This window comes from Variovorax sp. UMC13, assembly GCF_014170375.1.
Taxonomy (GTDB): domain Bacteria; phylum Pseudomonadota; class Gammaproteobacteria; order Burkholderiales; family Burkholderiaceae_C; genus Variovorax.
In genome coordinates this window covers 172,870-196,374 of the sequence record NZ_LZZW01000012.1, presented here as the reverse complement: position 1 = coordinate 196,374, position 23,505 = coordinate 172,870, and the positions used below count along the sequence as shown (strand labels likewise).

20 protein-coding genes and 1 pseudogene are annotated in these 23,505 nt (G+C 67.6%); 11 read left to right on the top strand and 10 right to left on the bottom strand.

Going from position 1 to position 23,505, the window contains the following annotated elements:
- Positions 1-4: 4 nt before the first annotated feature.
- The 5 genes from bcsB to bcsD are packed head-to-tail and all read right to left on the bottom strand — an operon-like array spanning position 5 to position 6,155.
- A complete protein-coding gene (bcsB, locus tag A9977_RS09430; RefSeq protein WP_183024571.1) occupies positions 5-2,281 on the bottom strand; it encodes a cellulose biosynthesis cyclic di-GMP-binding regulatory protein BcsB in 2,277 nt (758 codons plus the stop codon).
- Complete coding sequence (gene bcsA, locus A9977_RS09425; RefSeq protein ID WP_183024570.1) at positions 2,281-4,455, bottom strand: UDP-forming cellulose synthase catalytic subunit; 2,175 nt, start codon at positions 4,453-4,455, stop codon at positions 2,281-2,283. The genes bcsB and bcsA overlap by 1 nt, the downstream gene beginning before the upstream one ends.
- A 43-nt stretch (positions 4,456-4,498) precedes the next feature.
- Entirely contained in the window at positions 4,499-5,287 is a 789-nt protein-coding gene (gene bcsQ / locus A9977_RS09420; RefSeq protein ID WP_183024569.1) for a cellulose biosynthesis protein BcsQ, read from the bottom strand.
- A gap of 2 nt (positions 5,288-5,289) precedes the next feature.
- Positions 5,290-5,682: a BcsR/BcsP family cellulose biosynthesis protein gene (bcsR, locus tag A9977_RS09415; protein ID WP_183024568.1), complete on the bottom strand. Its 393-nt coding sequence runs from the start codon at positions 5,680-5,682 to the stop codon at positions 5,290-5,292.
- Positions 5,679-6,155: a cellulose biosynthesis protein BcsD gene (gene bcsD / locus A9977_RS09410; RefSeq protein WP_183024567.1), complete on the bottom strand. Its 477-nt coding sequence runs from the start codon at positions 6,153-6,155 to the stop codon at positions 5,679-5,681. Before bcsD ends, bcsR begins: the two co-directional genes overlap by 4 nt.
- Here bcsD and A9977_RS09405 point away from each other — a divergent pair.
- The gene (locus A9977_RS09405) at positions 6,154-6,414 is read left to right on the top strand and encodes a hypothetical protein (RefSeq protein WP_183024566.1); all 261 of its coding nucleotides are present in this window, start codon (positions 6,154-6,156) and stop codon (positions 6,412-6,414) included. The genes bcsD and A9977_RS09405 overlap by 2 nt on opposite strands.
- Before the next feature lie 189 nt (positions 6,415-6,603).
- On the top strand, positions 6,604-6,840 hold the full coding sequence (locus tag A9977_RS09400) for a hypothetical protein (protein ID WP_183024565.1): 237 nt from the start codon (positions 6,604-6,606) through the stop codon (positions 6,838-6,840).
- 42 nt (positions 6,841-6,882) lie between these two features.
- Here the strand turns inward: A9977_RS09400 and A9977_RS09395 are convergent, their stop codons facing one another.
- Genes A9977_RS09395 through A9977_RS09380 form a run of 4 tightly spaced genes read right to left on the bottom strand, consistent with a single transcriptional unit; the run spans position 6,883 to position 11,649 of the window.
- Positions 6,883-7,902 (bottom strand): AraC family transcriptional regulator, encoded by a 1,020-nt coding sequence (locus A9977_RS09395; RefSeq protein WP_183024564.1) that lies wholly within the window; start codon positions 7,900-7,902, stop codon positions 6,883-6,885.
- An 18-nt stretch (positions 7,903-7,920) separates the two neighbouring features.
- Positions 7,921-9,600, bottom strand: a complete 1,680-nt coding sequence (locus tag A9977_RS09390) for an amidohydrolase (protein ID WP_183024563.1) — start codon at positions 9,598-9,600, stop codon at positions 7,921-7,923.
- A 25-nt stretch (positions 9,601-9,625) separates the two neighbouring features.
- Positions 9,626-10,645, bottom strand: a complete 1,020-nt coding sequence (locus A9977_RS09385) for a GTP-binding protein (protein WP_183024562.1) — start codon at positions 10,643-10,645, stop codon at positions 9,626-9,628.
- Positions 10,642-11,649: a tripartite tricarboxylate transporter substrate binding protein gene (locus A9977_RS09380; RefSeq protein WP_183024561.1), complete on the bottom strand. Its 1,008-nt coding sequence runs from the start codon at positions 11,647-11,649 to the stop codon at positions 10,642-10,644. The genes A9977_RS09385 and A9977_RS09380 overlap by 4 nt, the downstream gene beginning before the upstream one ends.
- Positions 11,650-11,801: 152 nt before the next feature.
- Between A9977_RS09380 and A9977_RS09375 the strand changes: the two genes are divergently transcribed.
- The 8 genes and pseudogenes from A9977_RS09375 to A9977_RS34205 all read left to right on the top strand — a co-directional run bounded on the left by A9977_RS09375 (position 11,802) and on the right by A9977_RS34205 (position 20,912).
- The gene (locus tag A9977_RS09375; RefSeq protein WP_405054676.1) at positions 11,802-12,722 is read left to right on the top strand and encodes a LysR substrate-binding domain-containing protein; all 921 of its coding nucleotides are present in this window, start codon (positions 11,802-11,804) and stop codon (positions 12,720-12,722) included.
- Positions 12,723-13,167: 445 nt separating this feature from the next.
- Positions 13,168-14,520: a site-specific integrase gene (locus A9977_RS09370; protein WP_016452573.1), complete on the top strand. Its 1,353-nt coding sequence runs from the start codon at positions 13,168-13,170 to the stop codon at positions 14,518-14,520.
- Positions 14,517-15,581, top strand: coding sequence for a YhcG family protein (locus tag A9977_RS09365; RefSeq protein ID WP_016452572.1), 1,065 nt, complete (start codon positions 14,517-14,519; stop codon positions 15,579-15,581). The genes A9977_RS09370 and A9977_RS09365 overlap by 4 nt, the downstream gene beginning before the upstream one ends.
- A 366-nt stretch (positions 15,582-15,947) precedes the next feature.
- The gene (locus A9977_RS09360; RefSeq protein ID WP_016452571.1) at positions 15,948-16,340 is read left to right on the top strand and encodes a hypothetical protein; all 393 of its coding nucleotides are present in this window, start codon (positions 15,948-15,950) and stop codon (positions 16,338-16,340) included.
- A 293-nt stretch (positions 16,341-16,633) separates the two neighbouring features.
- Positions 16,634-16,984: a DUF2958 domain-containing protein gene (locus A9977_RS09355; RefSeq protein WP_016452570.1), complete on the top strand. Its 351-nt coding sequence runs from the start codon at positions 16,634-16,636 to the stop codon at positions 16,982-16,984.
- A gap of 823 nt (positions 16,985-17,807) precedes the next feature.
- Entirely contained in the window at positions 17,808-18,632 is an 825-nt protein-coding gene (locus tag A9977_RS09350; protein WP_016452569.1) for a DUF932 domain-containing protein, read from the top strand.
- A gap of 65 nt (positions 18,633-18,697) precedes the next feature.
- Positions 18,698-20,719: pseudogene (locus tag A9977_RS09345) on the top strand (ParB/RepB/Spo0J family partition protein); the annotation flags it as partial.
- A gap of 55 nt (positions 20,720-20,774) precedes the next feature.
- The gene (locus tag A9977_RS34205; protein WP_349675195.1) at positions 20,775-20,912 is read left to right on the top strand and encodes a hypothetical protein; all 138 of its coding nucleotides are present in this window, start codon (positions 20,775-20,777) and stop codon (positions 20,910-20,912) included.
- 89 nt (positions 20,913-21,001) lie between these two features.
- On the opposite strand, the gene A9977_RS09335 is transcribed toward A9977_RS34205, so the two are convergent.
- A complete protein-coding gene (locus A9977_RS09335) occupies positions 21,002-21,697 on the bottom strand; it encodes a TetR/AcrR family transcriptional regulator (RefSeq protein WP_016452567.1) in 696 nt (231 codons plus the stop codon).
- A gap of 223 nt (positions 21,698-21,920) precedes the next feature.
- On the opposite strand from A9977_RS09335, the gene A9977_RS09330 reads away from it, so the two are divergent.
- Complete coding sequence (locus A9977_RS09330) at positions 21,921-23,486, top strand: AMP-binding protein (RefSeq protein ID WP_016452566.1); 1,566 nt, start codon at positions 21,921-21,923, stop codon at positions 23,484-23,486.
- Positions 23,487-23,505 lie beyond the last annotated feature (19 nt).

Here is a 23,505-nt window from a genome sequence, read left to right as displayed (position 1 = left end):
GTCATCACGTGCGCAGCCTCCGGCGGGCCACGCCCTTGAGGCTCGCGTAGGCCGCGGCCGCGCCCAGCAGCGCCAGCAGGATCGCCGCGCCGGCCAGACCCAGCGGGCTGCGCGACAGGTTCCATTGCAGCCAGGCCAGCGGCGGCAGCTTGCCGACGTAGTAGCTGTCGCCGGTCAGCACGCTGTGGACCTCGGCGCCGCGCACGATGGCGGTGCTGCCCTGCACGCGCTGCAGCAGGTCGGGCGTCATCAGCGCGTTGAGCAGCGAGGGCTGCGAGGCCGCGTTGCTCACCACCGCGACCACGCTGCGTCCGGCGCGCAGCGGCGATTCGAAGCCGGCCAGCACCGCGTCGCTGCCGTCCTCGGCCACCGTCATCTGGGTGGTGCTGGGCAGGTCCTCGCGCTGGCGCGTGCCGGTGATCAGGTGCAGGTTGTCATCGATCCACTGGCCGAGCTGGAAGGTCCGCGCCTCGGCCTTGCGCTGCAGCGGCATCCGGTCGGCCCATTGGGTGAACAGCGGCTGGTTCTTCAGGTCGCCGATCACCAGCAGGTCCTTGTCGGCCCACTGCGACACGTTGGCCGCGCGGCCCACCGCCACGCGCAGCGCGGGGTAGCCGGTGGCGTTGCCGATCTGGCCGAGCAGCGCCAGGTAGGTCTCGGTGTCGACGGTGCCCGGCTGGTCGGGCAGCACCACCGCGGTCTCGGCCAGGTCGGCCAGCCGGCTGAAGGGGAAGCCGCTGTTGGCATAGGCCGCGAGCTCGGGCATCGCCATGTAGTGCGGGAAGGAGGAGATGTCGAGCGTCGAGCTCGGATCGATCGCGCCGCGCACGTTGTCCAGCAGCGTCTGGCAGTTGCCCGCCGCGGGCTGGAAGTAGTAGTGCATGCGCAGCTGGCTGCGCGAGCCCAGCGCCAACGGCGGCAGCAGCACCTCGCGGCGCTGGCTGGCGGTGCCGTCGGCCATCACCTTGATCGCCAGCGGGTTCCACCAGCGTTCGCCGCCGGGGTTGGCGGTGCGCAGCGGCAGCGAGCCGATGAAGTTGTCGTCCACGCTCAGGTTCAAGGTCGACTGGTCGTTGCGCACCCGCGGCGTGTAGCGGTACTGCAGGTCCAGCGGGATGCCGCGCGAGCGCCAGGTGAACAGGTCGGGCGGCATCTGCAGGTTGACCTTGACCACGTCGGGCGTGTAGCCGCTGACGTTGAGGTCGGCCGGCTGCGCGAGTTCGCCCAACTGCACCGGCCGGTCGCTGGCGATCCAGCGCGGCGCGTCGTAGGGCTTGCGCGCGGGCGTCTCCTGCAGGCTGGCGATGGTCGCGCTGCTCCCGCTGAAGGCGCGCGCGTTCAGCGTCAGCGCGGTAGCGGCGCTGCGCAGCTCGCCCGCATTGCGGCCCAGCACCAGCAGCAGCTTGCGCGTGGCGTCCTGCGGGTGGTCGACCACCGTCACCGTGGGGCCGGTGATGGCCGGCAGCGTGAGGCCCGCGATCGCGGTATCGGGCGTGGCGAAGACCACGGCGTTGCCCGCGGGCAGTGCGTCGCTGGCCACCGGGAAGGTCGCGCCGCGGTAGCCGGCCAGCGCGCCGAACCAGGACGACACGATGCCCGCGACCTCGAGCGTGGCCGACGAGGGCGTGCCGCCGAAGACGAAGGGGATGTTGGCGCGGCGCACGTCGCGCCGGTCGAAGAAGGGCTGCGGCAGCACCGCCAGGTCGCTCGCGGTCTTGAGCGGCGTGACGCTGAGCCGCAGCGTGCTCGAGGCGTCGATCTTGGCCCAGAGGCTGCTGTGCTGCGGGTCCTCGCACTCGCGCGTGTAGTGGCCGACCAGCTCGACGTTGATGCGGTTGAAGTCGGTCACCAGCCGGCGGTCGATCTGGATGTCGGCGGTCTGCGCCTTGCCCGCGCCCTCGCGCGGCAGCGCCAGCGTGGCCACCAGCACGTCGTTGACGCTGACCTTGAGGTGCGACAGCTCGGGGATCAGCGCGGGCGAATAGGCGTAGTTCAGCCGCAGCGCGGCGCTGGTGACCAGCTCGTCGGCGCGCACGCTGAACGGGATGCCCACGGTGCCGCTCACGCCGCGCAGTTGCACCGCGTAGTTGAGGCCCAGCTGGGTCAGGTTGAACTCGCGTGGCGCGCCTTCGGCCGGAGCGGCCGTCGGGAGCGGGCGCGGCTGCGCCAGCGCCGGGTCGGCGGCGCCGCCGGCCCAGGCCAGCAGGGCCAGCATGACGGCGCCGGCGCGGGGCCAGGTGCGCGAATCGCGACGACGGGAAAGGGGAGCGGCCTGCATCATCAGGTGGGTTCCTTGGCGCCGGCCGCGGGTTGCGGCTGACGGGGTGCGGGGCGCAGCTTCTGCAGTCCCGCGCGATAGTAGTGGGCGAACATGTCCTTGAAGCCGATCGCGCTGATGCGCGCGATGTGGCCGAGCACCCGGTGCACCGCGGCGCGCGGGTGGTTGCCCCAGCGCGCGGCCCAGATGTCGGCCCGGGCCGTGGTGCACTGGACCAGCGCGCGCTCCTGGTCGAAGCTCAGCGGGTCGAACTGCAGGCCCAGCCGCTTGCCGCGGTTGAAGCGCACATGGGCCGGGAAGCGGAATTCGTTGTCGCCGCGAAACAGCGCGACGGTCACGGCGGCCTCGGCTTCGGTCTTCACCTCGGTCGGCAGGTCCAGGCCCAGGCCGCCGGTGGAGAAGTCGTAGGTCTCGCAGCGCATCGAATGGCCGTCGGCGAAGTACAGCGTGGCCGGGATCTGCAGCGCGATGCGGTGCGCGTTGCGCAGCTGGCGCGTCTCGTTGGCCGCGGCCACGCAGGCGCCGAGGATCACCAGGTTGTAGAAGGTCCAGGCCAGGTTGAGCCAGACGGTGGCGATGTTGTCCGAGTCGACCCAGCTCAGGCGCCACAGGCCCGCGGCCACGCCCAGGAAGTTGAGCGCCAGCAGGAACAGGCTGGCCTTGGCGATGGTGGTGTCGAAGTATTCCTTCTCGATCAGGCCGCCCTTGGCCGTCACGTTGAAGCTGCCCAGCTTGGGGTTGATCAGCGCCACCAGCGTGGGGCGGAAGATGTACCAGGCCAGCACCGCTTCGTAGACCTCGTTCCAGAACAGGTAGCGGAAGCGGCCCTGGATCCGGCTGTTGGTGAGGTTGGCGTGGAAGATGTGCGGCAGCGCGTAGGCAAAGATCATCGAGGCCGAGGCGTGGATCACGCTGGCGCCGAAGAACAGGTAGGCCAGCGGGGCGGTCAGGTAGATCAGCCGCGGCAGCCCGTACAGGAAGTGCAGCATCGCGTTGACGTAGCACAGGCGCTGCGCCCACTTCAGGCCGCGGCCGAACAGCGGGTTGTCGATGCGGAAGATCTGCGCCATGCCGCGCGCCCAGCGGATGCGCTGGCCCACGTGGCCCGAGAGGCTCTCGGTCGCCAGGCCCGCCGCCTGCGGCAGCGCGAGGTAGGCGGTGTTGTAGCCCAGGCGGTGCATCTTGAGCGCGGTGTGCGCGTCCTCGGTCACGGTCTCGACCGCGATGCCGCCGACCTCCTCGCAGATCGTGCGGCGCAGCACCGCGCAGGAGCCGCAGAAGAAGGTCGCGTTCCAGAGGTCGTTGCCGTCCTGGATCAGGCCGTAGAACAGTTCGCCCTCGTTGGGCACGGTGCCGAAGGTGCCGAGGTTTTTCTCGAAGGGGTCGGCCGAGAAGAAATAGTGCGGCGTCTGCACCATGCCCAGCTTCGGGTCCTTGCCGAACCAGCCCATCGCGACCTGCAGGAAGGAGCGGGTGGGGATGTGGTCGCAGTCGAAGATGGCGATGAACTCGCCGGTCGTGTTCTTCAGCGCGGCGTTGATGTTGCCGGCCTTGGCGTGGCGGTTGTTGTCGCGCGTGACGTGGGTCACGCCCACGGCCTCGCAGAACACGCGGAATTCCTCGCGCCGGCCGTCGTCGAGCACGAAGATCTTGAGCTTGTCGCGCGGCCAGTCGATCGACTGCGCGGCCAGCACCGTGGCGCGCACCACCGACAGCGACTCGTTGTAGGTGGGGATGAACAGGTCGACCGTGGGCCACTGGTCGACGTCGTCGGGCATGGCCACCGGCTTGCGCTCCAGCGGCCAGGCGGTCTGCACATAGCCGAGCAGCAGCACCACGAAGGCGTAGACCTCGGCCACCAGCAGGCCGAAGCCCAGCACCAGGTCGAGCGGGTTGTCCATGACCATGGTCTCGGTCAGGCGCCAGTACATGTAGCGCGAGGACACCACCACCGACAGGAAGATCATCGCCAGCGAGCCGAAGCGCCCGGCGAAGCGGTTGATCACCAGCGCCGCGATGAAGATCGCGACCGACAGCGTGAGCTGCTGCTGCAGGCTCAGCGGCGTGATGATCAGCGCCACCATCAGCAGGCCGGTGACGAGCCAGGCCGCCGCGCGCAGCAGGGGATGGCGGCCGAGCAGCGTGTCGTCGGCGTGGGGTTCGGCAGGGGAGGTCATGCGGGGGGCCTGGCGTGGGAAGGCGATGGCGCGGCCATGCCGGTCATCGGTAAAGGTGTGCGCCGGCCGCGGGCGCGAAGCGCTCGAGCAGCTGGGCGGTGCAGTGGGCGAAATCGTCGACGGCCTGGCTGTACGGTGCGTAGTGCCGCACCGTGGTGGCCGAGGCCAGGGCCTCGCTCACGGCCTGGTCCTGCTGCACCACGCCCAGCAGGCGCGGGCCGAGTTCGTCGCGTAGCGTCTGCAGCACGTCGCGGCTGAGCCGGCGCGAGGCATCGGCCTGGTTGATCACATAGGTGCTGGCGATGAAGTCCGCGCGCGGGCGGCAGTACTTGTCGACCATGCGTTCGACGATCGGCAGCGTGGCGAAGGAGCCGGCATCGGGCAGCAGCGTCACCACGTTGAGCTGCGACACCCGCAGCGCCTGCTGCAGGTAGACCGAAGGGCCGGGCGGCGTGTCGAGCACGACGATGGCGTCGGCCGGCAGCCGGAAGGCGGCGAGGGTGTCGGCCAGCCAGTGCGGCTGCGCGGCGAGCCGGCCTTCGAGCGCGACCTGCGCCTCGTCGTCGACCTCGCCGAAGGGCAGCAGCACCACGCCCTGGTGGCCGCGCTGCATGGCCTGGGCCCAGCCGCACACGCCGCGCTCGGCATCGACGAGGCCCGCGGTGTCGCCGGCGCCGGGGTCGGCGGCCAGATGGAAGCGCAGCGCATTCTGCGGGTCGAGGTCGACGGCCAGCACCGGGCGGCCGCCGGTCGCCAGCGCGATGCACAGGTTGGCAGTCACCGTGGTCTTGCCGACCCCTCCCTTGGCGGCAATGACGGACACGACCTGCATCGTCAGCCGGACCTGCGCCAGTGCGACATCAGACCCTGGCCTGCGGCGGGGGTCGGTGGCGTCGCGCCGGCCAGGCGGGCGAACAATGCATCGAGTTCGCGCGGCGCGGCCGCTGCGGTCTCGGCGGCGGGTGCCGCCACGAGCGTCGACACCGGGGCGACGGCCACCGCCGCGGCGGCGGGCGCCGGCACGGGTGGCACCACCGGCGCGGGGGCTGGCACCGGAGCCGGGGCCGGCGCGGCTTCGGCCGTGCCGCGCGTGCCGTTCACCAGCGGCCAGGCGCCTTGCGCGCGCGGCGATTCGGCGGGGGCGAACTCCTTGTAGCGCGTGGCGTCGCCGCCGAACTTGCGGAACAAGCCGGCGACGTCTTCCTGCTGGCGGTCGTTGGCGCTCATGCGGCCAGCCTCCCCAGCTTCAGCGCCACCGTGGGCAGGCCGCCGGCGGCGTCCTGCTGCTCGGCCCGCACCTTGAGTTCGGCGGGTGAGCCCTGGGTGGCGAACCAGGTCTGGTAGGCGCCCTCGAAGAAGCCGGCGGTCCACTCGGCGGTGTCGGGCCCGAAGGCCATCGCCATCGGGCTGCAGGCGTGCACGATCGTCAACTGCTCCGCGCCTTCTTCCAGCGTGGCGAAGCCCCAGTCGATCGCTTCCCAGCGTGCATTGAAGGCCGACTGCAATTCGGCCAGGGTGTCGCAGCGGGCCACCGGCAGGCTTTTCGCCACACGCTCGCCGATCCGGAAGAACAGCCGACGGTTCTCCTCAGGCGGCAGGCCGGCACTCAGTTCGGCGGCCAGCGCGCGGTTGAAATCCAGCCATTGCGCAGAGCATGTAATGCGTTCGTAGTAGCTGAGAAGCGAGGTGGTAGTGGTCATGAATTGTTTCTTGATTGTCATGGCGCAATGGCCCGTTGACAACAAAGCTGACCTGCCGCGCGTGGCGATGCGTGTGATCCGGACAACGGATTGTTGGCGGCTGTTTCACGCTGCGCGGACGGCCGCGCGGGTGCGCTGCCGGCCGGGTATTTCGGGCCGCATCCGCGTCGCGCCGCCGCCGCCGGCACCGCGCACGGCATTTGTTAACTTAAGTGTGATCTTTTTGCTTGCGAAGCGGGATGGAAGTAAACACAATTGATTACATGGCAAACGTTTCATCCCTCCCGCTGACCGGCTGGCGCGACACTGGCGACGCGACGCGGCACGCCGCCGTCGCCCCGACGCCACGCGCCGCCGATCGCTCGCTCCACGTTCCCACGTGGCGCGCGGCGGCGCCCGGCTTCTTTTCGCGCGCCTGGCCCCAGCGTTCGCACGGGACGGCCCTGCCATGATGGGGCGCGACGACGTGCGCCACGCGCGCCTGGGTCCCGAGGACCTCGAGGACATCGCGCTGGACCTGCGGATGCGCTCGATCGCCGGCGACGCCACGGCCGGGGCGGTCGCCGAAGCGCTGGAGTCCGTGATCCGGCGCCGGCACCTGGCGAACGAGCGCAAGGCAGCGGCGCGCTTCGTGTCGTCGACCTGGCATCGCATGGCGTCCTGGGCGGCGACCACGCGCCAGTAGGGCGCGGCTCAACGGTGCCGGCCCCTGCCGGCGTGCTTCACTTCAGCGCCCGGCGTCTTCCGGCGCCGGCTCGCCTTGCCTGGCGTGGTCGCTCGGCGACATCCCGTACTTGCGTCGAAACACCTGGCTGAAATAGCCCGGATCGGAAAAGCCGCAGGCGTAGGCGATGTCCGAAACCCCGGCCGGTCCCTTGGCGGAAGCCCGCAGCAGCCGGGCCGCGGCTTCGAGCCGCTCGCGCCGCAGGGCGTCGAGGAAGGTCTCGCCGCTTCCCGCATTCAGGAAGACCTTGTGCACGTAGCGTGTGGACACGCCGAAGCGCGTGGCCAGCGTCGCCACGCCGATCTCCGGGTTGGCGTAGTTGTCGCGGATCCACTGGACCATGCGGGCATGCAGGCCGCGGTCGCGCGCGCAGGCCGGCTGCGTGCCGCGGCTCGCATCGCCGGGGGCCGGCGCGGGCCCGTGTGCCAGCGCCATCGACAGCAGGGACATCACGTGCTCGCCGATGATCTCCTTCTCGAAGGGACTGATGAGCCCGTTCAGTTGCTCGAATTCCCAGTTCCGCAGGTAGGCGGACAGGACCCTGGCCCATCCCCGGTCGCCCTGCAGCCGATGGCCGGTGGCCGCGGCGCTGCCCTGGAGCCAGCGCGCGACCAGGGTGTCGGACAGCCCGATGATCCAGGCGTCGACGAACTGGAGCGACAGCAGCGTGGGGCCGGCGTTGCCGTCCAGCAGCGCCATGTCGTCGGGCCCCAGCGTGACGCTGCGCTCCGAGGGATCCCGCACCGTGAGGCTGCCCTCGCAGACCATCACCAGTTGCAGCGGAAAGCGCCTCCCTTCGCGGATCGCCGTCATGGCCAGGCGGCAGGCCTTCTCCGCCGGGCCCTGGACGCGCATGAAGCCCATGGTGGCGAGTTCGACCACGGTGCACCGCTCCAGGCCGGTGCCGTGCTCGGGGTCGTCGTCGTCCTCGGCCTCCAGAGGGGCGGACATCGACGCGGCTCGCCGCGCCAGTTCATGGGGTGCCGAAACAGTGTCGGCCTGCCGTTCGTCTGCGAATTTCATCGCGTCTCCCTTGGTTCTCTACGGATGGATCTCTGCTGCCCGGTTCGCCATGCGGGTCGCGGGCATCGGCGTGGCGGCCGGGAAGACCCGTCCGCCCTGCACGACCCCCCAGATGCCGATGTCCTTCAGCGCGCCCGGCGGGCCGTCCAGCGGGTCGTCGTCCAGCACGGCGAAATCGGCGTGCTTGCCGGTCTCGATCGAGCCGATCTCGTGGTCCAGGCCCAGCGTGTAGGCCGCGCCCAGCGTGATGGCGTGCAGCGCCTGCGCGGTGCCGATGCGCTGCGCCGCGCCCAGCACCCGGCCGGAGGACGTGAGGCGGTTGACCGCGCACCAGGCGGTGAACAGCGGGGCCAGCGGCGTGACCGGCGCATCGGAATGGATGGCGAAGGGCACGCCGGCCTCGATGGCGCTGGCACAGGCATTCATCCGCTCGGCGCGCTCCGGGCCCAGCGTCTGCGCGCAGTGGATGTCGCCCCAGTAGTACAGGTGGTTGACGAAGAGGTTGGCGCAGAGCCCCAGCGCCCGCATGCGCAGGAACTGCGCCCGGGAACTCATCTGTGCGTGCTGGAGCGTGAAGCGGTGGTCGAGCGCCGGCGATTCGGCCAGCGCGGTCTGCATGCAGTCCAGCGCCAGCTCCGTGGCCTCGTCGCCGTTGGTGTGCAGATGCACCGGCACGCCGCTGCCCAGCGCGTGCGACAGCAGCGTGCACAGCTGCTCGGGTGCCACGTACCAGAGGCCGTTGGGGGCGCCGTTGAAGTAGCCGGGCCACCGGACGCGCGCCGTCAGGCCCTGGATCGAGCCGTCGACCACGACCTTGACGAAGCCCAGGCGCAGCCGGTCGCTGCTCAGCGCCTTGAGGCGCAAGGCGTTGGCGACCGTTTCCACCGGCCCCTGCCCGGCCATGCGCTGCATCGAGACCACGCGCAGGGGGAAATCGGGCGCGCCGGTGACGCGCCGCATCATGTCCACGATCTCGTCGGACAGCGGATTGGCCAGGTCGGCCGCGGTGGTGACGCCGGTGCGCACGCACAGCCGGGAGAAGGCCTGGATGCCGTCGGCGTCGGCCGCCAGCAGCTGGCGGCTCAGCCCGGCCGCTTCGGCCACCGGCCACATGGCGTCCGGCCCGCGGAGCTCGCCGGCCGGCAGTCCGTCCGGGCCCGGCGGAAGCCCGGGATAGTCGATGCCCGGGCGCAGGAAGCCGCCCGCCTGCAGGCCCGCGGTGTTGGTGCTGATGACATGCAGGCTGGCGTGCATCAGCACGACGGCCTGCCGCTCGGACACGGTGTCCAGGTCGTGCCGGTTGCAGCGCGGCCCCGCCAGCGAGAGCGGGTCGAAGCCCCAGCCGATCACCGGCGCCTGCGGCGAGCGCTCGTGGGCCGCCCGCAAGCGCGCGATGACCGCCGCCAGCGTGGTGAGCGCGGGCCACAGGCGTCCGTCGGGGTCGATGCGCTCGTGCGGGCCGACATAGACGAAGCGCCACAGCGCGCCCTGAGACAGGTGGCAGTGGCCCTCGACGAAGCCCGGCATGAGCACTTTGTGCGCGAAGCGCGTGTCGACCCGGTGCGCGCCCCAGGCTGCCAGTTCGTCCTGCGTGCCCGCGCCGAGCACCCGGCCATCGCGCACCGCCACGCACGCGGCCACGGGCCGGTCGGGGTTCATCGTGATGATCTTGCGCGCGGGGTAGAGCGTGGTCGTCATGGTGGGATGGCTTGCGGGGTGGGGTTCAGGCGCGCTGGCCGGCGTCGGTCAGCGCGGGAGGTGCGGAAGCTGCGCTCGGCACGGCGTGCCGCCAGACCAGCGCGCGCAGCACGGTCTCGTTCCAGATCGCGGCCGGGCCGATGCACACCAGGCGGCCGGTGGCGAAGGGCCTGCCCTTCCACGGCGTCGTGAGGCAGCGGGCGCCGGACAGCTGCAGCTGCACCGCCGTCCCGTCGGCGCCGCGCAGCAGGCCCTTGGCGCGCACGATCCGGTCGGGATGCGCGCTCAGCGCCCGCGCGAGCGCCTCCACGTCCACTGCGCCGGCGAAGGCGAAACTGAGGCTGCGGAAGATGCCGTGGGCGCCGGCGCGCAGGTCCAGCGGTCGCTCGGCTGGCCTCGTCTCCTGGTGGCGCGCCGTGGCGCCGCGCGGGATCGGCATGTCGAACAGCAGTTCGGGCGCCACCTGGCCCTGCGTGGCCTCCAGCACGAAGGCCTGCGGCGCCTGCTGCGCGACCCACGGGCCGAGGTCGGGCGCGGGGGGCGCAGGCAACAGGTCGAGCTTGTTCAGCACCAGCAGGTCGGCCTGCTGCAGCTGGCAGCGCACCGTCTCGCCCACATAGCCGTTCGCGGCCTGTTGCTGGATGGCGCCGGCGTCGGCCAGCACCACGACCGCGTTCAGCCGCAGCCCCTGGACCAGCTGCAGCGTCCGGGCCACGCTGGCCGGCAGGGCCACGCCGCTGGTCTCGATCAGCACATGGTCCAGCGCTGCCGCGCGGTCCCGGGTGCGCAGCAGGGCGGCCATCAGATCGCCGCCGAAGCTGCAGCAGATGCAGCCGCCGGCCAGGCTGATGACGTCGTCCTCGCGCGCCTCGATCAGGTCGCCGTCGATGCCGAGGTCGCCGAAGTCGTTGACCAGCACCGCGATGCGGCGGCCCTGGGCGTTGCGCAGCAGGTGGTTGACCAGCGTGGTCTTGCCGGCGCCGAGGTAGCCCCCGAGGAGGGTGACCGGCAGCGCCTGCGCCGCCGTGGCGAGTGCCGGCTTCATTGGACGGGCCTGACGTCGCCGGACACGCGCAGCAGGATCCTGCGGACTTCGGCATCGGTGGCGGTCCAGGACTGGGCGTAGTCGGCGGGCGTCGCATACGCCAACTGGACCGCCATCTCGTCCATGCGGGCGCGCAGCGCCGGGTCCGAGGTGAGGCTTTCGAGCATGGCCGACCAGGCCTGGACCGCGGCTTCCGGCGTCCCGCGGGCCAGGGTCAGCCCGGTGTTGCTGCCCAGCTTGGAGATCTCCAGCCCCAGCGAAGCGGACGCCGGCGTGTCGGGAAAGTATTTGAGCGGCGTGTCGCCGCTGACCATGAGCGCGCGCAGGCGGCCAGCCCGCACGTGCGGCAGCACCACCGCCGGATTGGAGATCGCGAGATCGATGTGCCCGCCCAGCAGGGCACCGACCATCGAGGGCGCGTCGTTGAACGGGACGCTGTTGAGCCGCGCGCCGGCCTTCTTCTCGAATTCCTCCAGGTAGAGAACGGCGGGCCCGCGGCTGGCCGGCGTGCCGAAATTCAATTCCCCGGGGCGGCTGCGGGCCGCCGTGAGCAAGGCGCCCATCGTGCGGTAGGGGCTGTCGGCCCTGACGACCCAGACCGAGGGCGTGCTTTGGACCAATCCGACCGGCGTGAAGCTGCTGCGCGAATAGGGCGCCTTGGCCTCCGCATTCAGGTAGCTCATCTGGGTGTCGAAGCCCTGCGTGAAAGCGATGGTCTGGCCATCGGGCTTTTGGCGCAGCATTTCGGTCAATGCGATTTGGCCATTGGCGCCCGGCCGGTTCAATACGACCGTGCGTGTGCCCCATTTGGCATCCCAATAGGGCGCCAGCGTGCGCGCCATGAGGTCGACCATGCCACCCGCGCCGAATGGCACGATCACGGTGATCGTGCTGCCCGTCTCCGGGAAATCGGCCGCCCATCCTGGAGACAATCCAATAACAAGAGTTGCCGATATGGCAATGATCTTCTTCAATTGTGGTGAAAACTTTTCCATACGTCCCATGTCGAACTCCTTAAAAATTTAAGGCACCAAAACGTGGCAATAGTTGATACTAAATTGATTCTCGATCTCTACAATTCGTCCATCTGTGCCATCCGTGGTGAGCCATGATTGACAATTCTTTTGACCTGAATCTGATTCGGCTTTTCGTGAGGATGGTCGAATCCAAGACGCTCACGGCCGCGGCCGTGGCCAGCGGCATGACGCGATCGAACGTCTCGCGCAGCCTGAAGGCGCTGGAGTTGCGGCTGAATGCGCAGCTGATGCTGCGCACCACGCGGCACATCGAGCTCACGGAAGCCGGGCGCCATCTGTACGCGCACGGGCTGCGCATGCTCGACGAGATGCAGGCGGCCGCCTCGTCGATCGACAGCCTGGGGCAGACCGTGCGGGGCGACGTGCGCATCCGCCTGCCCACCGGCCTGGGGCATCTCTACCTCACGCCCGTGCTGATGGACTTCGCGCGGCAGTACCCCGACATTTCGCTGCGGGTGCTGATCAACGACTACATCTCCGACGTGATCTCCGCGGAGGTCGACGTCGCGCTGAAGGTCACCTCCCGGCCGCCCGAGGACCATGTCGCGCGGCGAATCTGCGACGTGAGCTGGTGCCTGTGCGCCACGCCGGAGTTCCTCGCCAGGCAGGCGCCCGTGGTGCATGCGCAGGACCTGACGCGCTGCGACCTGATCGCCCCGGCCTCGATGGGTCGGCACTTCGACCTGAAGCTCCGGGCCTCCGGCAGCCCGCTGGCCTTGCGGGTGACCCCGCGCATCCAGTCGGGCGACTACCGCTTCATCTTCGAGTCGATGATGGCGGGGCTCGGCATCGGCCTGCTCCCCCGCTATGCGGTGTGGCGGCAGCTGGCGTCCGGGCAGGTGATCGAGGTCCTGGGCGACTACGACCCGGAAGGCGTGGGCGACGGGATCTACATGCTCACAGCATCGAACCGCTTCCCCGCGCTGGCCACGCGAACGCTGATGGATTTCATCCGGCGCCACCTGGAGGAACAGCAGAAGAACTGGGGGACGCGGGTCGACCCGCCTGGAAACGCGGAGGCGCGCCCCGAGGCCGCGTGAGAGCCATCCGGGGCCGGGAGCCTCCGGTGCCGGGCCATGCCGCTGCGCCGGTACGCGTCCACCCTTTCTTTCGACAGCGGGTCGTGGATCAGAAGGGCGAAGGCCTGTGCTGCGCGAGCCCGTTCAGTGCTGCCCAGCGAAGAGAAAAGCGGAACGTGTCGCGGAACACATCGTTCGCCATTGACAGGCGCTCTCGTCGAGAAGCGCTGAAAACGTGGTGCCCGGGGCCGGAATCGAACCGGCACACCTTTCGGTGGGGGATTTTGAGATTGAGTCCCGAGACTAGCATGAGACCACGCTGGAACCCGCAGAGCCTTGCTGCGCTTGGTTTTCCAAGAGGCTAGTCCCGTTTAGCCTTACGCCTAGACCAGACCGATTGCGGCAGACATTCTGATGCCGTGGCTCCTGGCTGGTTCCTGCGTTCGATCTCGAACTAGGAGGCGTCATGGCTAAGATCAAACTCACCAAATCCGCTGTCGATACGGCAGAAGTCACCGGCAAGGATTACGAACTGCGGGATACCATTGTCCCCGGCTTTCTCTGCAAAGTCACCGCCCACGGCCGCAAGGTCTTCATGCTCCAGTACCGCACGAACTGGGGCGAGCGCCGCAAGCCGAAGATCGGCCAGTTCGGCGAGCTGACCGTCGAGCAAGCGCGGTCGATCGCACAGGACTGGCTGGCCGACGTGCGCAAGGGCGACGACCCCAGCGCCGCCAAGCTGGCTGCCCGCATGGCCCCGACGGTCAAGGAACTGTGCGGGCAGTTCATCGAGGAATACTCCAAGCCGCGCAACAAGCCCCGGACGGTCGATTCCTACCAGGGCTACATCGACCGCCACATCCTGCCTACCCTGGGCAAGCTCAAGGTGCCGGACGTAACGCGGGCGCACATCACCACGCTGATGAAGGACAAGGCAAAGATCGGCGTTACGGCCAATCGGGTTCTGGCCTGTTTGCGCAAGATGTTCAACATGGCCGAGGTGTGGGGCTACCGGCCTGACGGCTCCAATCCATGCCGACACGTCCCCAAGTACCGCGAGGACGGCGAGACGCGGTATATCAACAACGAGGAACTGGGGCGGCTCTATGCTTACCTCGACCGTGCGGATGCCCTGGGGTTGGAGCATCCGACCGTGACGCTGGCGGTTCGCCTGCAATTCGAGTTTTCCGCGCGGATGACCGAAATCCGCACGCTCGAATGGGCTTGGGTGGATTTCGAGAATCGCCGGGTCGTCTGGTCTGACAGCAAGACGGGCGATATGTCCAAGCCGATGAGCGAGGCGGCGTACCAGTTGCTGCGCAATGCGCCCCGCATCGACAACTCGCCTTACGTGTGTCCAGCCATCTTTGATGCCAAGAAGCCATTGCCCGAGAGCACGTACTACAACGGCTGGAAGCGCATCTTAGGCCGCGCAGAGGTAGCGCATGTCGGAACACACGGCATCCGTCATCGTGCGGCGACCGACATTGCCAACTCCGGTATCCCCATCAAGGTCGGCATGGCGCTGACTGCGCACAAGACCGTCACGCAGTTCATGGCGTATGTCCATGCAGAGGATGACCCGGTGCGTGCCGCTGCCGAGAAAGTGGCCACCCTACGCCGGGGCGCCATCGACGGCCATGCGCCGGCTGCGCTGCCGAAGCCGTCTCCTGTGGTCACGGACGACGACAAGACCCGCACCAGCCTGGGTAACTACCGTCCATTCCGGCATCGCAAAGCCGCCACGCGCGCCGTGCCGCCTGATTCCAAGCGGGCTGCGCCGAATCTGATGCAGGACCAGAAGGAGGTCACGGCATGAACAGGCGCAAAGCAGCCGTGGCGTCATCTGTGGCACCAGCCACGCTGCTGGGCGACATTCGAGTACTGATCGACGCGGCGCGGCAGCGCGCCGCGTCAGCGGTCAACGCCGAGCTGACCTTGCTGTTTTGGCGCATCGGCCAGCGCATCCACACGGAAGTGCTGGCTGGTCAGCGGGCCGGATACGGTGATGAGATCCTGCCGACCTTGGCTGCGCAGCTTGTGCAGGACTACGGCCGCAGCTTCGCGGACAAGAACCTGCGCCGGATGGTGCAGTTCGCGGCTACCTACACGGACGAGCCAATTGTCGTGACGCTGTCACGACAATTGAGCTGGTCGCATTTCGTGGCCTTGCTGCCGCTGAAAGACCCGCTCCAGCGAGACTACTACGCACAGATGGCCAACATCGAGCGCTGGAGCGTGCGGACGCTGCGCGAGCGCATCGACTCGATGCTGTACGAGCGCACGGCGCTATCTCAAAAGCCGGACGAGACGATTGCGCAAGAGCTGGCGAGGATGCGCGATGCGCAGCGCATGTCGCCCGCTCTGGTCATGCGAGACCCGTACATCCTCGATTTCCTGGGCCTGCGAGACACCTGGCAGGAAGGCGACTTGGAGGCCGCGATCATCCGCGAAATGGAATCCTTCCTGCTGGAGCTGGGCGTGGGCTTCACGTTCGTTGCCCGTCAGAAGCGCATCCAGATCGACGGCGACGACTTTCACCTCGACCTGCTGTTCTACAACCGCAAGCTGCGGCGGCTGGTGGCAGTGGAGTTGAAAGTCGGCGAGTTCAAGGCCGCTTACAAGGGGCAGATGGAGCTGTACCTGCGCTGGCTCGACCTGCACGAGCGGGAGTCCGAAGAAGCCTCACCGCTGGGGATCATCCTCTGCACCGGCAAGAAGTCCGAGCAGATCGAGCTGCTGGAACTGGACAAGTCGGGCATCCACGTGGCCGAGTACCTGACCAGCTTGCCACCGCGCGCCGTGCTGGGCGAGCGGTTGCAGCAGGCGACCGAGCGGGCGCGGTTGCAAATCGAGCAGCGCAAGACGGACAGCGAGTAGTTCTGTTCCTCGCATTCGGGCGTCCCGGCGTGCCGTCGTCGCGCTGTCGTGCTGCGCATCGAATCCCCTGCGGGGTTTCGCCCCATTCGGGCTTTCATCGTTCCCTCGCTTCACTCGGCTGACGCCTCCGGCCCGGCTCGCTGATCCGGGCCTGCGCGCTGCGCTTGCCTAAAGGTGGGTGTTTGCAGTGGGCGGGTGTGAGCGGTCTTGCTGTTCCCTTCACCGTATCACGGCGTTCTCGCCGTCAAGGGCGGCGCGCGCTTGTGCGCGCTTGCGTCCTGGCGGCCGTCTGCGACCCCTGACTGCTGCGCTACGCCGTGGGGGCGACGGTTCCGGGCAATTCCGCCCGTGCAACCGGAGATCGTCATGAACGATAAATCACACGTTTCCCTCGAACAGCACGTTTGCCTCGTTTGCGGCACGGCGTTCGATACCGGCACCATCCTGCTGGACAAGCGCCTGCGCGCCAGCATGGAGCGCCATACGAAGACGGGCTGGGGTCTGTGCCCCGAGCATCAGAAGCTGTCCGACGATGGCTTTGTCGCGCTGGTCGAATGCGATCCGCAGCGCAGCGGCTCGCAGGCCGGCGGGCGCATGAAGCCCGAACAGGTATACCGGACGGGCCGGCTGGCCCATCTGCGACGCACGGTGTTCGCGCAGTTGTTCAACGTGCCGATCGCGGACGAGCAGGCTTGCGTGTTCGTTGAGCCTGGCGTGATCGAGCAGTTGCAGTCGATGACGGTGCCGGCGGCGAACTGATCGCGCTGCGCAGCCTTCGGTGCGTCGTCCTTGCGGGGGCGGCGCATTTTTTCTGCTGCGCCCGGTGCGGGTTTCTCCGCGCCTGTGGCGCTGCGCGCTTCGCTTGCCAGTCCGTGCCTTCGTTGGAGGGGCGGCTTGCTGTTTCCTTCATCGTGCCACGGCGTGCTCGCCGTCAAGGGCTGCGCGCCGATGGCGCTTGCGGCCTGCGGCCGTCGATGACCCTTGACTGCTTGCGCTGCGCCGTGCCCCGGAAGGGCTGGGCAATTCCGCCCGGCATCCTTCAGGAGTTCACCATGAACTGCGCATTCATCACCGACGAGCAGCGTGCGCTGCTGCTGGCCAACGGCCGGCAATCCACCGAAACGTCGGACTTTGATCCGGCCCCTGTGCTCAAGCTGTTCACACCGGATGCCGGCGCGACCTGGCTGCTGACCGAGATCGACCCGGACGATCACGACCATGCTTTCGGTCTGTGCGATCTGGGCCTGGGGATGCCCGAGCTGGGCTGGGTCAGCCTGCAGGAACTGGCGACCGTGCGCGGGCGGCTGGGGTTGCCGATCGAGCGCGATCTGCACTTTCGTGCCGAGAAGCGGCTGAGTGCCTATGCGCGGGATGCGCGGCTGGCGGGGCGGATCGTCTTCTGATTCTGTCAAGGGGCGCCACGCCCCTTTTCTCTACTCCCCCTGGGCGTTCACCAGGGCTTCCATCGACGCTGGATAGGCTGCGACACCGTGCCCAGCAGGCGCACGGGCGGCAGCGTCAAGGGCCTGTCGTTCTTGGGGAAGCGCCGACGCACTTCGCATTCCAGTTCGTGCGCAAAGCCGCGTGCGTTTTTTTCTCCGCGCAGTGCCCGTTGCCGCCAGTCTCGGGCCTGGGCCATCAGTTCATCGTCTTGTAGGGCTCGTATGTCCATGTCATTGCCATTGTGCCGATGGCTGGGCGAGTAGCAGTCCAAGGGGATTTCGTTGAAGTCATGTGGACGTCCCCGGCCACCTGGGAGATGGCCGGTCGCGCTGTCGTGCTGCGCATCGAACCCCCTGCGGGGTTTCGCCCCTGACGGGCTTCCATCGTCCCCTCCCTCCGGTCGGCTGACGCCTCCGGCCCGGCTTCCAGCTTCGGGCCTGCGCGCTTCGCTTGCCGTGCGGTCGGCGTGTTGAGGGGCCGTTGCCTTGTCCAGCCGTCTTCCCTGACTCATCACCTTGTCCGCGACTGTAGCCCGCGGCCGTGTGCCGTCAAGGCGCGCAGGGCCGTGTCCTCGGCTGCGCCTGCGGGCCGCACCAACCCTGCGCTTGTCTCCTTGACGGCCCCCGTCCGCGCGCTCCTGACCGTCGCGGGCGATGAACTCAGGAAAGACGGTGGCAACAGGGCCAACCGGGTTCCTCGTGCCGACTGCACCGAACAGCCGAAAGGCTGGGCTCCGAATCTAGGAATCCGGTGTTTCTTCAACAGCCAAGTCAGGAGAAAGACATGCTCGCATCCCGTTTCGCAAACCATTCCCCCGCACTGCGTTCCGACTATCCCCTGTCGGATGACCAAATCCGGCGCGTGGCCCCGTCCATCTTCGCGGACTCCCCGCATGAGAGCCGTTCGGAGCGATACAGCTACATCCCCACGGCTACGGTTTTGACTGAGCTTCGCAAAGAAGGCTTCCAGCCCTTCATGGTGTGCCAGACCCGTGTACGCAACGAGAGGCGGCGCGAACACACGAAACACCTGCTGCGCCTACGCCACGCCAGCCAGATCAACGGCGCGGAAGCTAACGAAATCGTGCTGCTGAACTCGCACGATGGCACCAGCAGCTATCAGATGCTGGCCGGGCAATTCAGATTTATCTGCGCCAATGGGCTGGTGTGCGGCGACACCTTTGCCGATGTGCGCGTGCCTCACAAAGGCGACGTGGCGGGCCAAGTCATCGAAGGCGCCTTCGAGGTTCTGCGCGGCTTTGACCGGGTGCAGGAGTCCCGCGACCTGATGCGCGGCATCACCTTGGACGATGGCGAATCCGAAGTGTTCGCCCGTGCCGCGCTGGCTTTGAAGTACGACGACCCGAACAAGCCCGCGCCCGTCACGGAATCGCAAATCCTGATGCCGCGCCGCTTCGAGGATCGCCGCCCCGACTTGTGGAGCGTGTTTAACCGCACGCAGGAGAACCTGACCAAGGGCGGATTGCATGGCCGCGCCGCCAATGGCCGCAGGCAGCAAACCCGCCCCGTGCAGGGCATTGATTCCGACATTCGCCTGAATCGCGCCCTGTGGCTGCTGGCCGATGGCATGCGCGCCCTCAAGGCCTGAACCGTTCCCCCGCCGGAGGGGCGGTTCCCCTCCATTCCCTTGTTTCACTTGATTGGAGATTCGCCATGAACGCCGTTACCACCACCGAAGCCCGCGCCGTCAACACCGCAGCCAGCAGCGCCGCGAACGTGCTGCAAGCCGCCGACCCGAGCAAGTACATGATCCTGGTGCCGCTGTCGCGTCTGGTGCTGCGCCGCACGGGCCGCAACGTGCGCAAGACCCCGCGCATGTCCATCCCTGAACTGGCCGCATCCATCCAGCGCGTGGGCCTGCTGCAAAACCTGATCGTGATTCCCGCCGCCGATGGCCTGCATTACGAGGTGGTGGCCGGTGGGCGCAGGCTGGCCGCGTTGAAGCTGCTGGCGAAGAAGCACCGCATCGCCAAGGATTGGGACGTGCCTTGCCTGCAGGTGGCCGATGGCACTGCGCGCACGGCCAGCCTCACCGAGAACGTGCAGCGTGAAGCCATGCACCCGGCAGACCAATTTGAAGCCTTCGCGACACTGGTGGCCGAAGGCCGGCCCATCGAGGACATTGCGGCGGATTTCAGTGTCACGCCGCTGGTCGTGCAGCGCCGCTTGAAGCTGGCGAATGTCTCCCCGCGCCTGATGGCCGACTATCGGGCCGACGCCGTGAGCCTGGACCAGCTGATGGCCCTGGCCGGAACGGATGACCACGCGGCGCAGGAAGCCGCTTTCTACGACGCCCCGCAGTGGCAACGCCACCCTTCGCATTTGCGCGAACGCCTCACCGAACGGGAAATCGACGCTTACCGGCATCCGTTGGTGCGCTTCGTCGGGCTGGACGCCTACGAGCAGGAGGGCGGCGGTATCCGCCGCGACCTGTTCGCGGAGGATGACGCGGGCGTGTACCTGACTGATGCTGCATTGCTGGAACGGCTGGCACAGGACAAGCTGGCGGGCATCGCCGCCGAGGTGAAGGCCGAGGGCTGGGCTTGGGCCGATGCCACGCCGGGCATGACCCATGCCGACCTGCACGCCTTCCAGCGCGCCCCGAGGGAGCGGCGCGAACCCAACAAGCGCGAAGCGCAGCGCATCGAGAAGCTGCAAGCCAAGATGCAGGAGGTGGCCGAAGCGGTGGATGCCGCGATGGACGCCGACGACGAGGACAAGGCCGATGCCTTGCAGGAGGAAGGCGAAGCCCTGGGCGAGCAGTTGCAGGCACTGGAAGAAGGCTTGCAGGGATACGGCGCGAATGTGAAGGCCGCAGCCGGTGCCATCGTCACCATCGACCGCAACGGCGAGGCCGTGATTCATCGAGGGCTGCTGCGCGAGGCCGAGGCGAAAGCCCTTCGCACGCTGGAGAAGTTGCGCCAAGGCTTTAGCGACCCGGACGCCGCGAACGATGACGAAGGCGAGGAAGACGAGCAGCCCAAGGCCGCAGCGATTTCCGACCGGCTGGCCCAACGCCTGAGCGCGCACCGCACGGCGGCGCTGCAAATCGAGGTGGCCCAGCATCCACATGTGGCGCTGGCCGTGCTGGTGCATGGCATGGTGCAGACCGTCTTGCAGGGCCGCTACTACGGCCACGATATTCCGCTGGGCGTGAGCCTGAAAATTCAAGACCGGCTGGAAGGCATGGCACCGGACTGGCCCGAGTCACCCGCCGCCGTAGCGCTCCGCGAATTGCAGCAGGCGTGGGGCGGCAAGTTGCCCGAGGACAGCGCCGCACTGTTCGTCGCGCTGCTGGCGATGGAGCAAGGCGAGTTGGTCAAGCTGCTGGCCGTGTGCGTGGCTTCGACGGTGGACGTGGTGACGCCGCGCGGCACGGCGCAGCAGCCCGGCGCGGAACTGGCGCAGGCCGTGGGCCTCGACATGGCCGTATGGTGGCAACCCACGGCGGAAGGCTATTTCAAGCACGTTGCGAAGGCGGCGGTTTTGCAAGCCGTGGGCGAGTTCGCGCCCGAGAGCGTCCACCGGCTGGCAAAGCTCAAGAAGGCCGACATTGCCAGCGAGGCCGAGCGGCTGGCGAAGGGCACCGGCTGGATGCCTACCATCTTCACGAAGGCAGACGTACCCGAGGAAAGCCCGCAGGTTGCGCAGCAGAACGGCGCGGAAGAAGCCGCCACTATTCCGGGTACCCAAGCCGGGCGGAGGGACGCGGGAATTGGGGATTCCCACCGTGGTGGACAGGTTGATCCAGCAGGCCCTGCTGCAGGTGCTGCAACCGCTCATCGATCCGACCTTCAGCGAGCACAGCTACGGCTTCCGGCCGGGGCGCAGCGCGCATCAGGCGCTTGAAGCGGGCAGGCAACCATAGTACTGCCAGCTTCAACCACTAGGAAAACGTGCAGGTCTTGAAACATCACGTGCCGGCGCTTGTCGCAGCGGGTGTTGTGCAGACCTTCCCTAACCGCGATTCCAGGCGGCAATTAGCATCGTGCCGACTTCATCAGGGTCTGTATCTTTCTTTGTGACGGTGCGCTGCGAAGTGGCTCGGCTTGCCCGTACGCCCCTACGAGCCGCTTTTGGTGTGGCTGAGTCGATCAGTAGCCCACCTAGCAGCACCCGGTAGAACTCTTGGAATGCGTCCTCAAGGGTGAGATTGGCCTGGGCAAGGAATGCCGGGCGGCGCAGCCTTAGTGCGGCTCCCAGAATGAGTTCGGATACGACCAGCCCATGGCAGGGTGCGAAGACACCCTGGTGTACCCCATCGTCGATGAGTTGGGATAGCCTAAGGGTACGGACCTGCTGGTAGTGATCGAAGATACCTCTGGCAACTGCTGAATCTTCGACGTCCTTCAGGAACTGGACACCGATGCGACTAGCCGCCTGGACGCCTACGTCCAGGTAGGCAGCGAGTGCTGTCGTCAAATCCTGTTCACGGTGGATCAGTGCTTCGCCCTGTCTCAGGAGGCTATCGAAAAAGCGTTGCACGACGGCGCAGAAGATCTCTTCCTTCGTCTGCGCAATGTCGTAGAGGCGCCGCCGCGAGCAGTGCAGCCGTGCGGCGATTTCACCCACGGTCAGGCCTTTGACCCCCTCCGTCAGGAGCAGATGGGTCAGCGCATCGAAGAACTCTTCGTCTGTGAGCTTCTTTTTCATGCGGGTTTCTCCTAATGAGACATGGTACCAAGTCAATTGACTTGGTACCAATCGAGCGCGTCTAATGGTACCAATTTAAAAGAAATGGTACCGCTTGAACAGCATGCAAGGGGCATCACCGAATGCAGAGGCCTCCAGCTGAACGCCGCCGCCGCAGGCATGTGAATTGTCTGCGATAGCTGTTCCACCGAACCAGACTTGACTTGAACGGAGAAGCACAGCAATGAATCTGCTGGACTATTTCGATGCTGGTGCTACCAGCCATCCGGATGCGCCTTGTTTCGTGGACTGCGGGCGTGATACCCCGGCCGTCACCTATGCGCAAGCGGGAGCGCTCACGTGCCAGATCGCACGGGGGCTACAGGCCTTGGGACTCGCACCTGGTTTTCACGGCGCAGTGCTGAGCGGCAATGCCGGGGCTGCTTTCGTGGCGCTGCTGGGGGTGTTGCGCGGAGGGGGTGTCTGGCTGCCCGTTAATGCGCGCAACAGCGTGGAGACCAACATCGAGTTCCTGCAGGACATGGACTGCGACGTCCTTTTCTATCAGGCCCGCTATATCAGCCAGGTCGCCGAGATCCGCGGCAAGGTCCCCCGCATTCGTCACTACATAGCTCTGGAAGAGGCCGATGGGGCGGATCTGTCGATTGCTCGGTTGATCCAAGGCCAGCCGCCCGAGATGTACGCAGCGCCGCTGCAGCCGCGGGGGCTGGCCATGATCATGGGTACCGGTGGCACCACGGGGCGCTCGAAGGGCGTCATGCTCAGCCACCGCAACCTGACGGCGACCATGGCCAACCATATGTCGGCCATGAACATTACCGACTGCATGACCGTGCTGGCGGCGGCACCTATCACCCACACGGCGGGGCTGGTGTCGCTGCCCTTCATGGCGCGCGGTGGCCGCGTTGTCCTGATGGACGGGATTGATCCGCAGAACCTGCTCAAGGTGATCGAGCAGGAGCGGGTCAACATGCTGTTCCTGCCCCCAACAGTCATCTATACGCTACTGGCGCAGCCCAACGTCCGCGATTTCGACTTTTCCGCGCTGCGCTACCTCATGTACGGCGCCGCACCCATGTCGCCCGACAAACTGGCGGAGGCCATCGATGTGTTCGGCCCCGTCATGCTGCAGATCTATGGCCAGGCGGAAGTGCCTGGCGCGATCTCCGTGCTGCGGGTCGAGGACCATTTCATCGACGGGCAGGTGGCGCCCCGCCAGCGCCTGCTGAGCGCGGGGCGCCGCTTCCCCTTCACGCGGGTGGCGGTCATGGACGACGACGGCAGCCTGCTCACCCAGCCGGGGGCCGTGGGCGAGATCGTCGCGCAGGGCGACATCGTGACCGAGGGCTACTACAAGAACCCCGAGGCCACGGCTGAAGTGCAGCGCCACGGCTGGCACTGCACGGGCGACGTGGGCTATTTCGACGAGCAGGGCTTCCTGTTCATCGTTGACCGCAAGAAGGACATGATCGTCACGGGCGGCTTCAACGTCTTCTCGTCCGAGGTCGAGGCCGCCGTCATGGCCCACCCGGCCGTGAAGGACTGCGCCGTCATCGGCGTGCCCGACGACAAGTGGGGCGAGGCCGTCAGGGCGGTCATCGAGCTGCGCCCGGGCCAGTCCGTGGAGCCGCAGGCGCTCATCCAGTTCGTCAAGGACCGCCTGGGCAGCATCAAGGCGCCCAAGGAGGTCGAGATCGTCGCGCAGCTGCCGCGCAGTGCGGTGGGCAAGGTCTTGAAGAAAGAAGTCCGCAAGAAGTATTGGCACGCGCAGGAGCGCATGGTTTCCTGACGCACGTTTGGTGATTCAA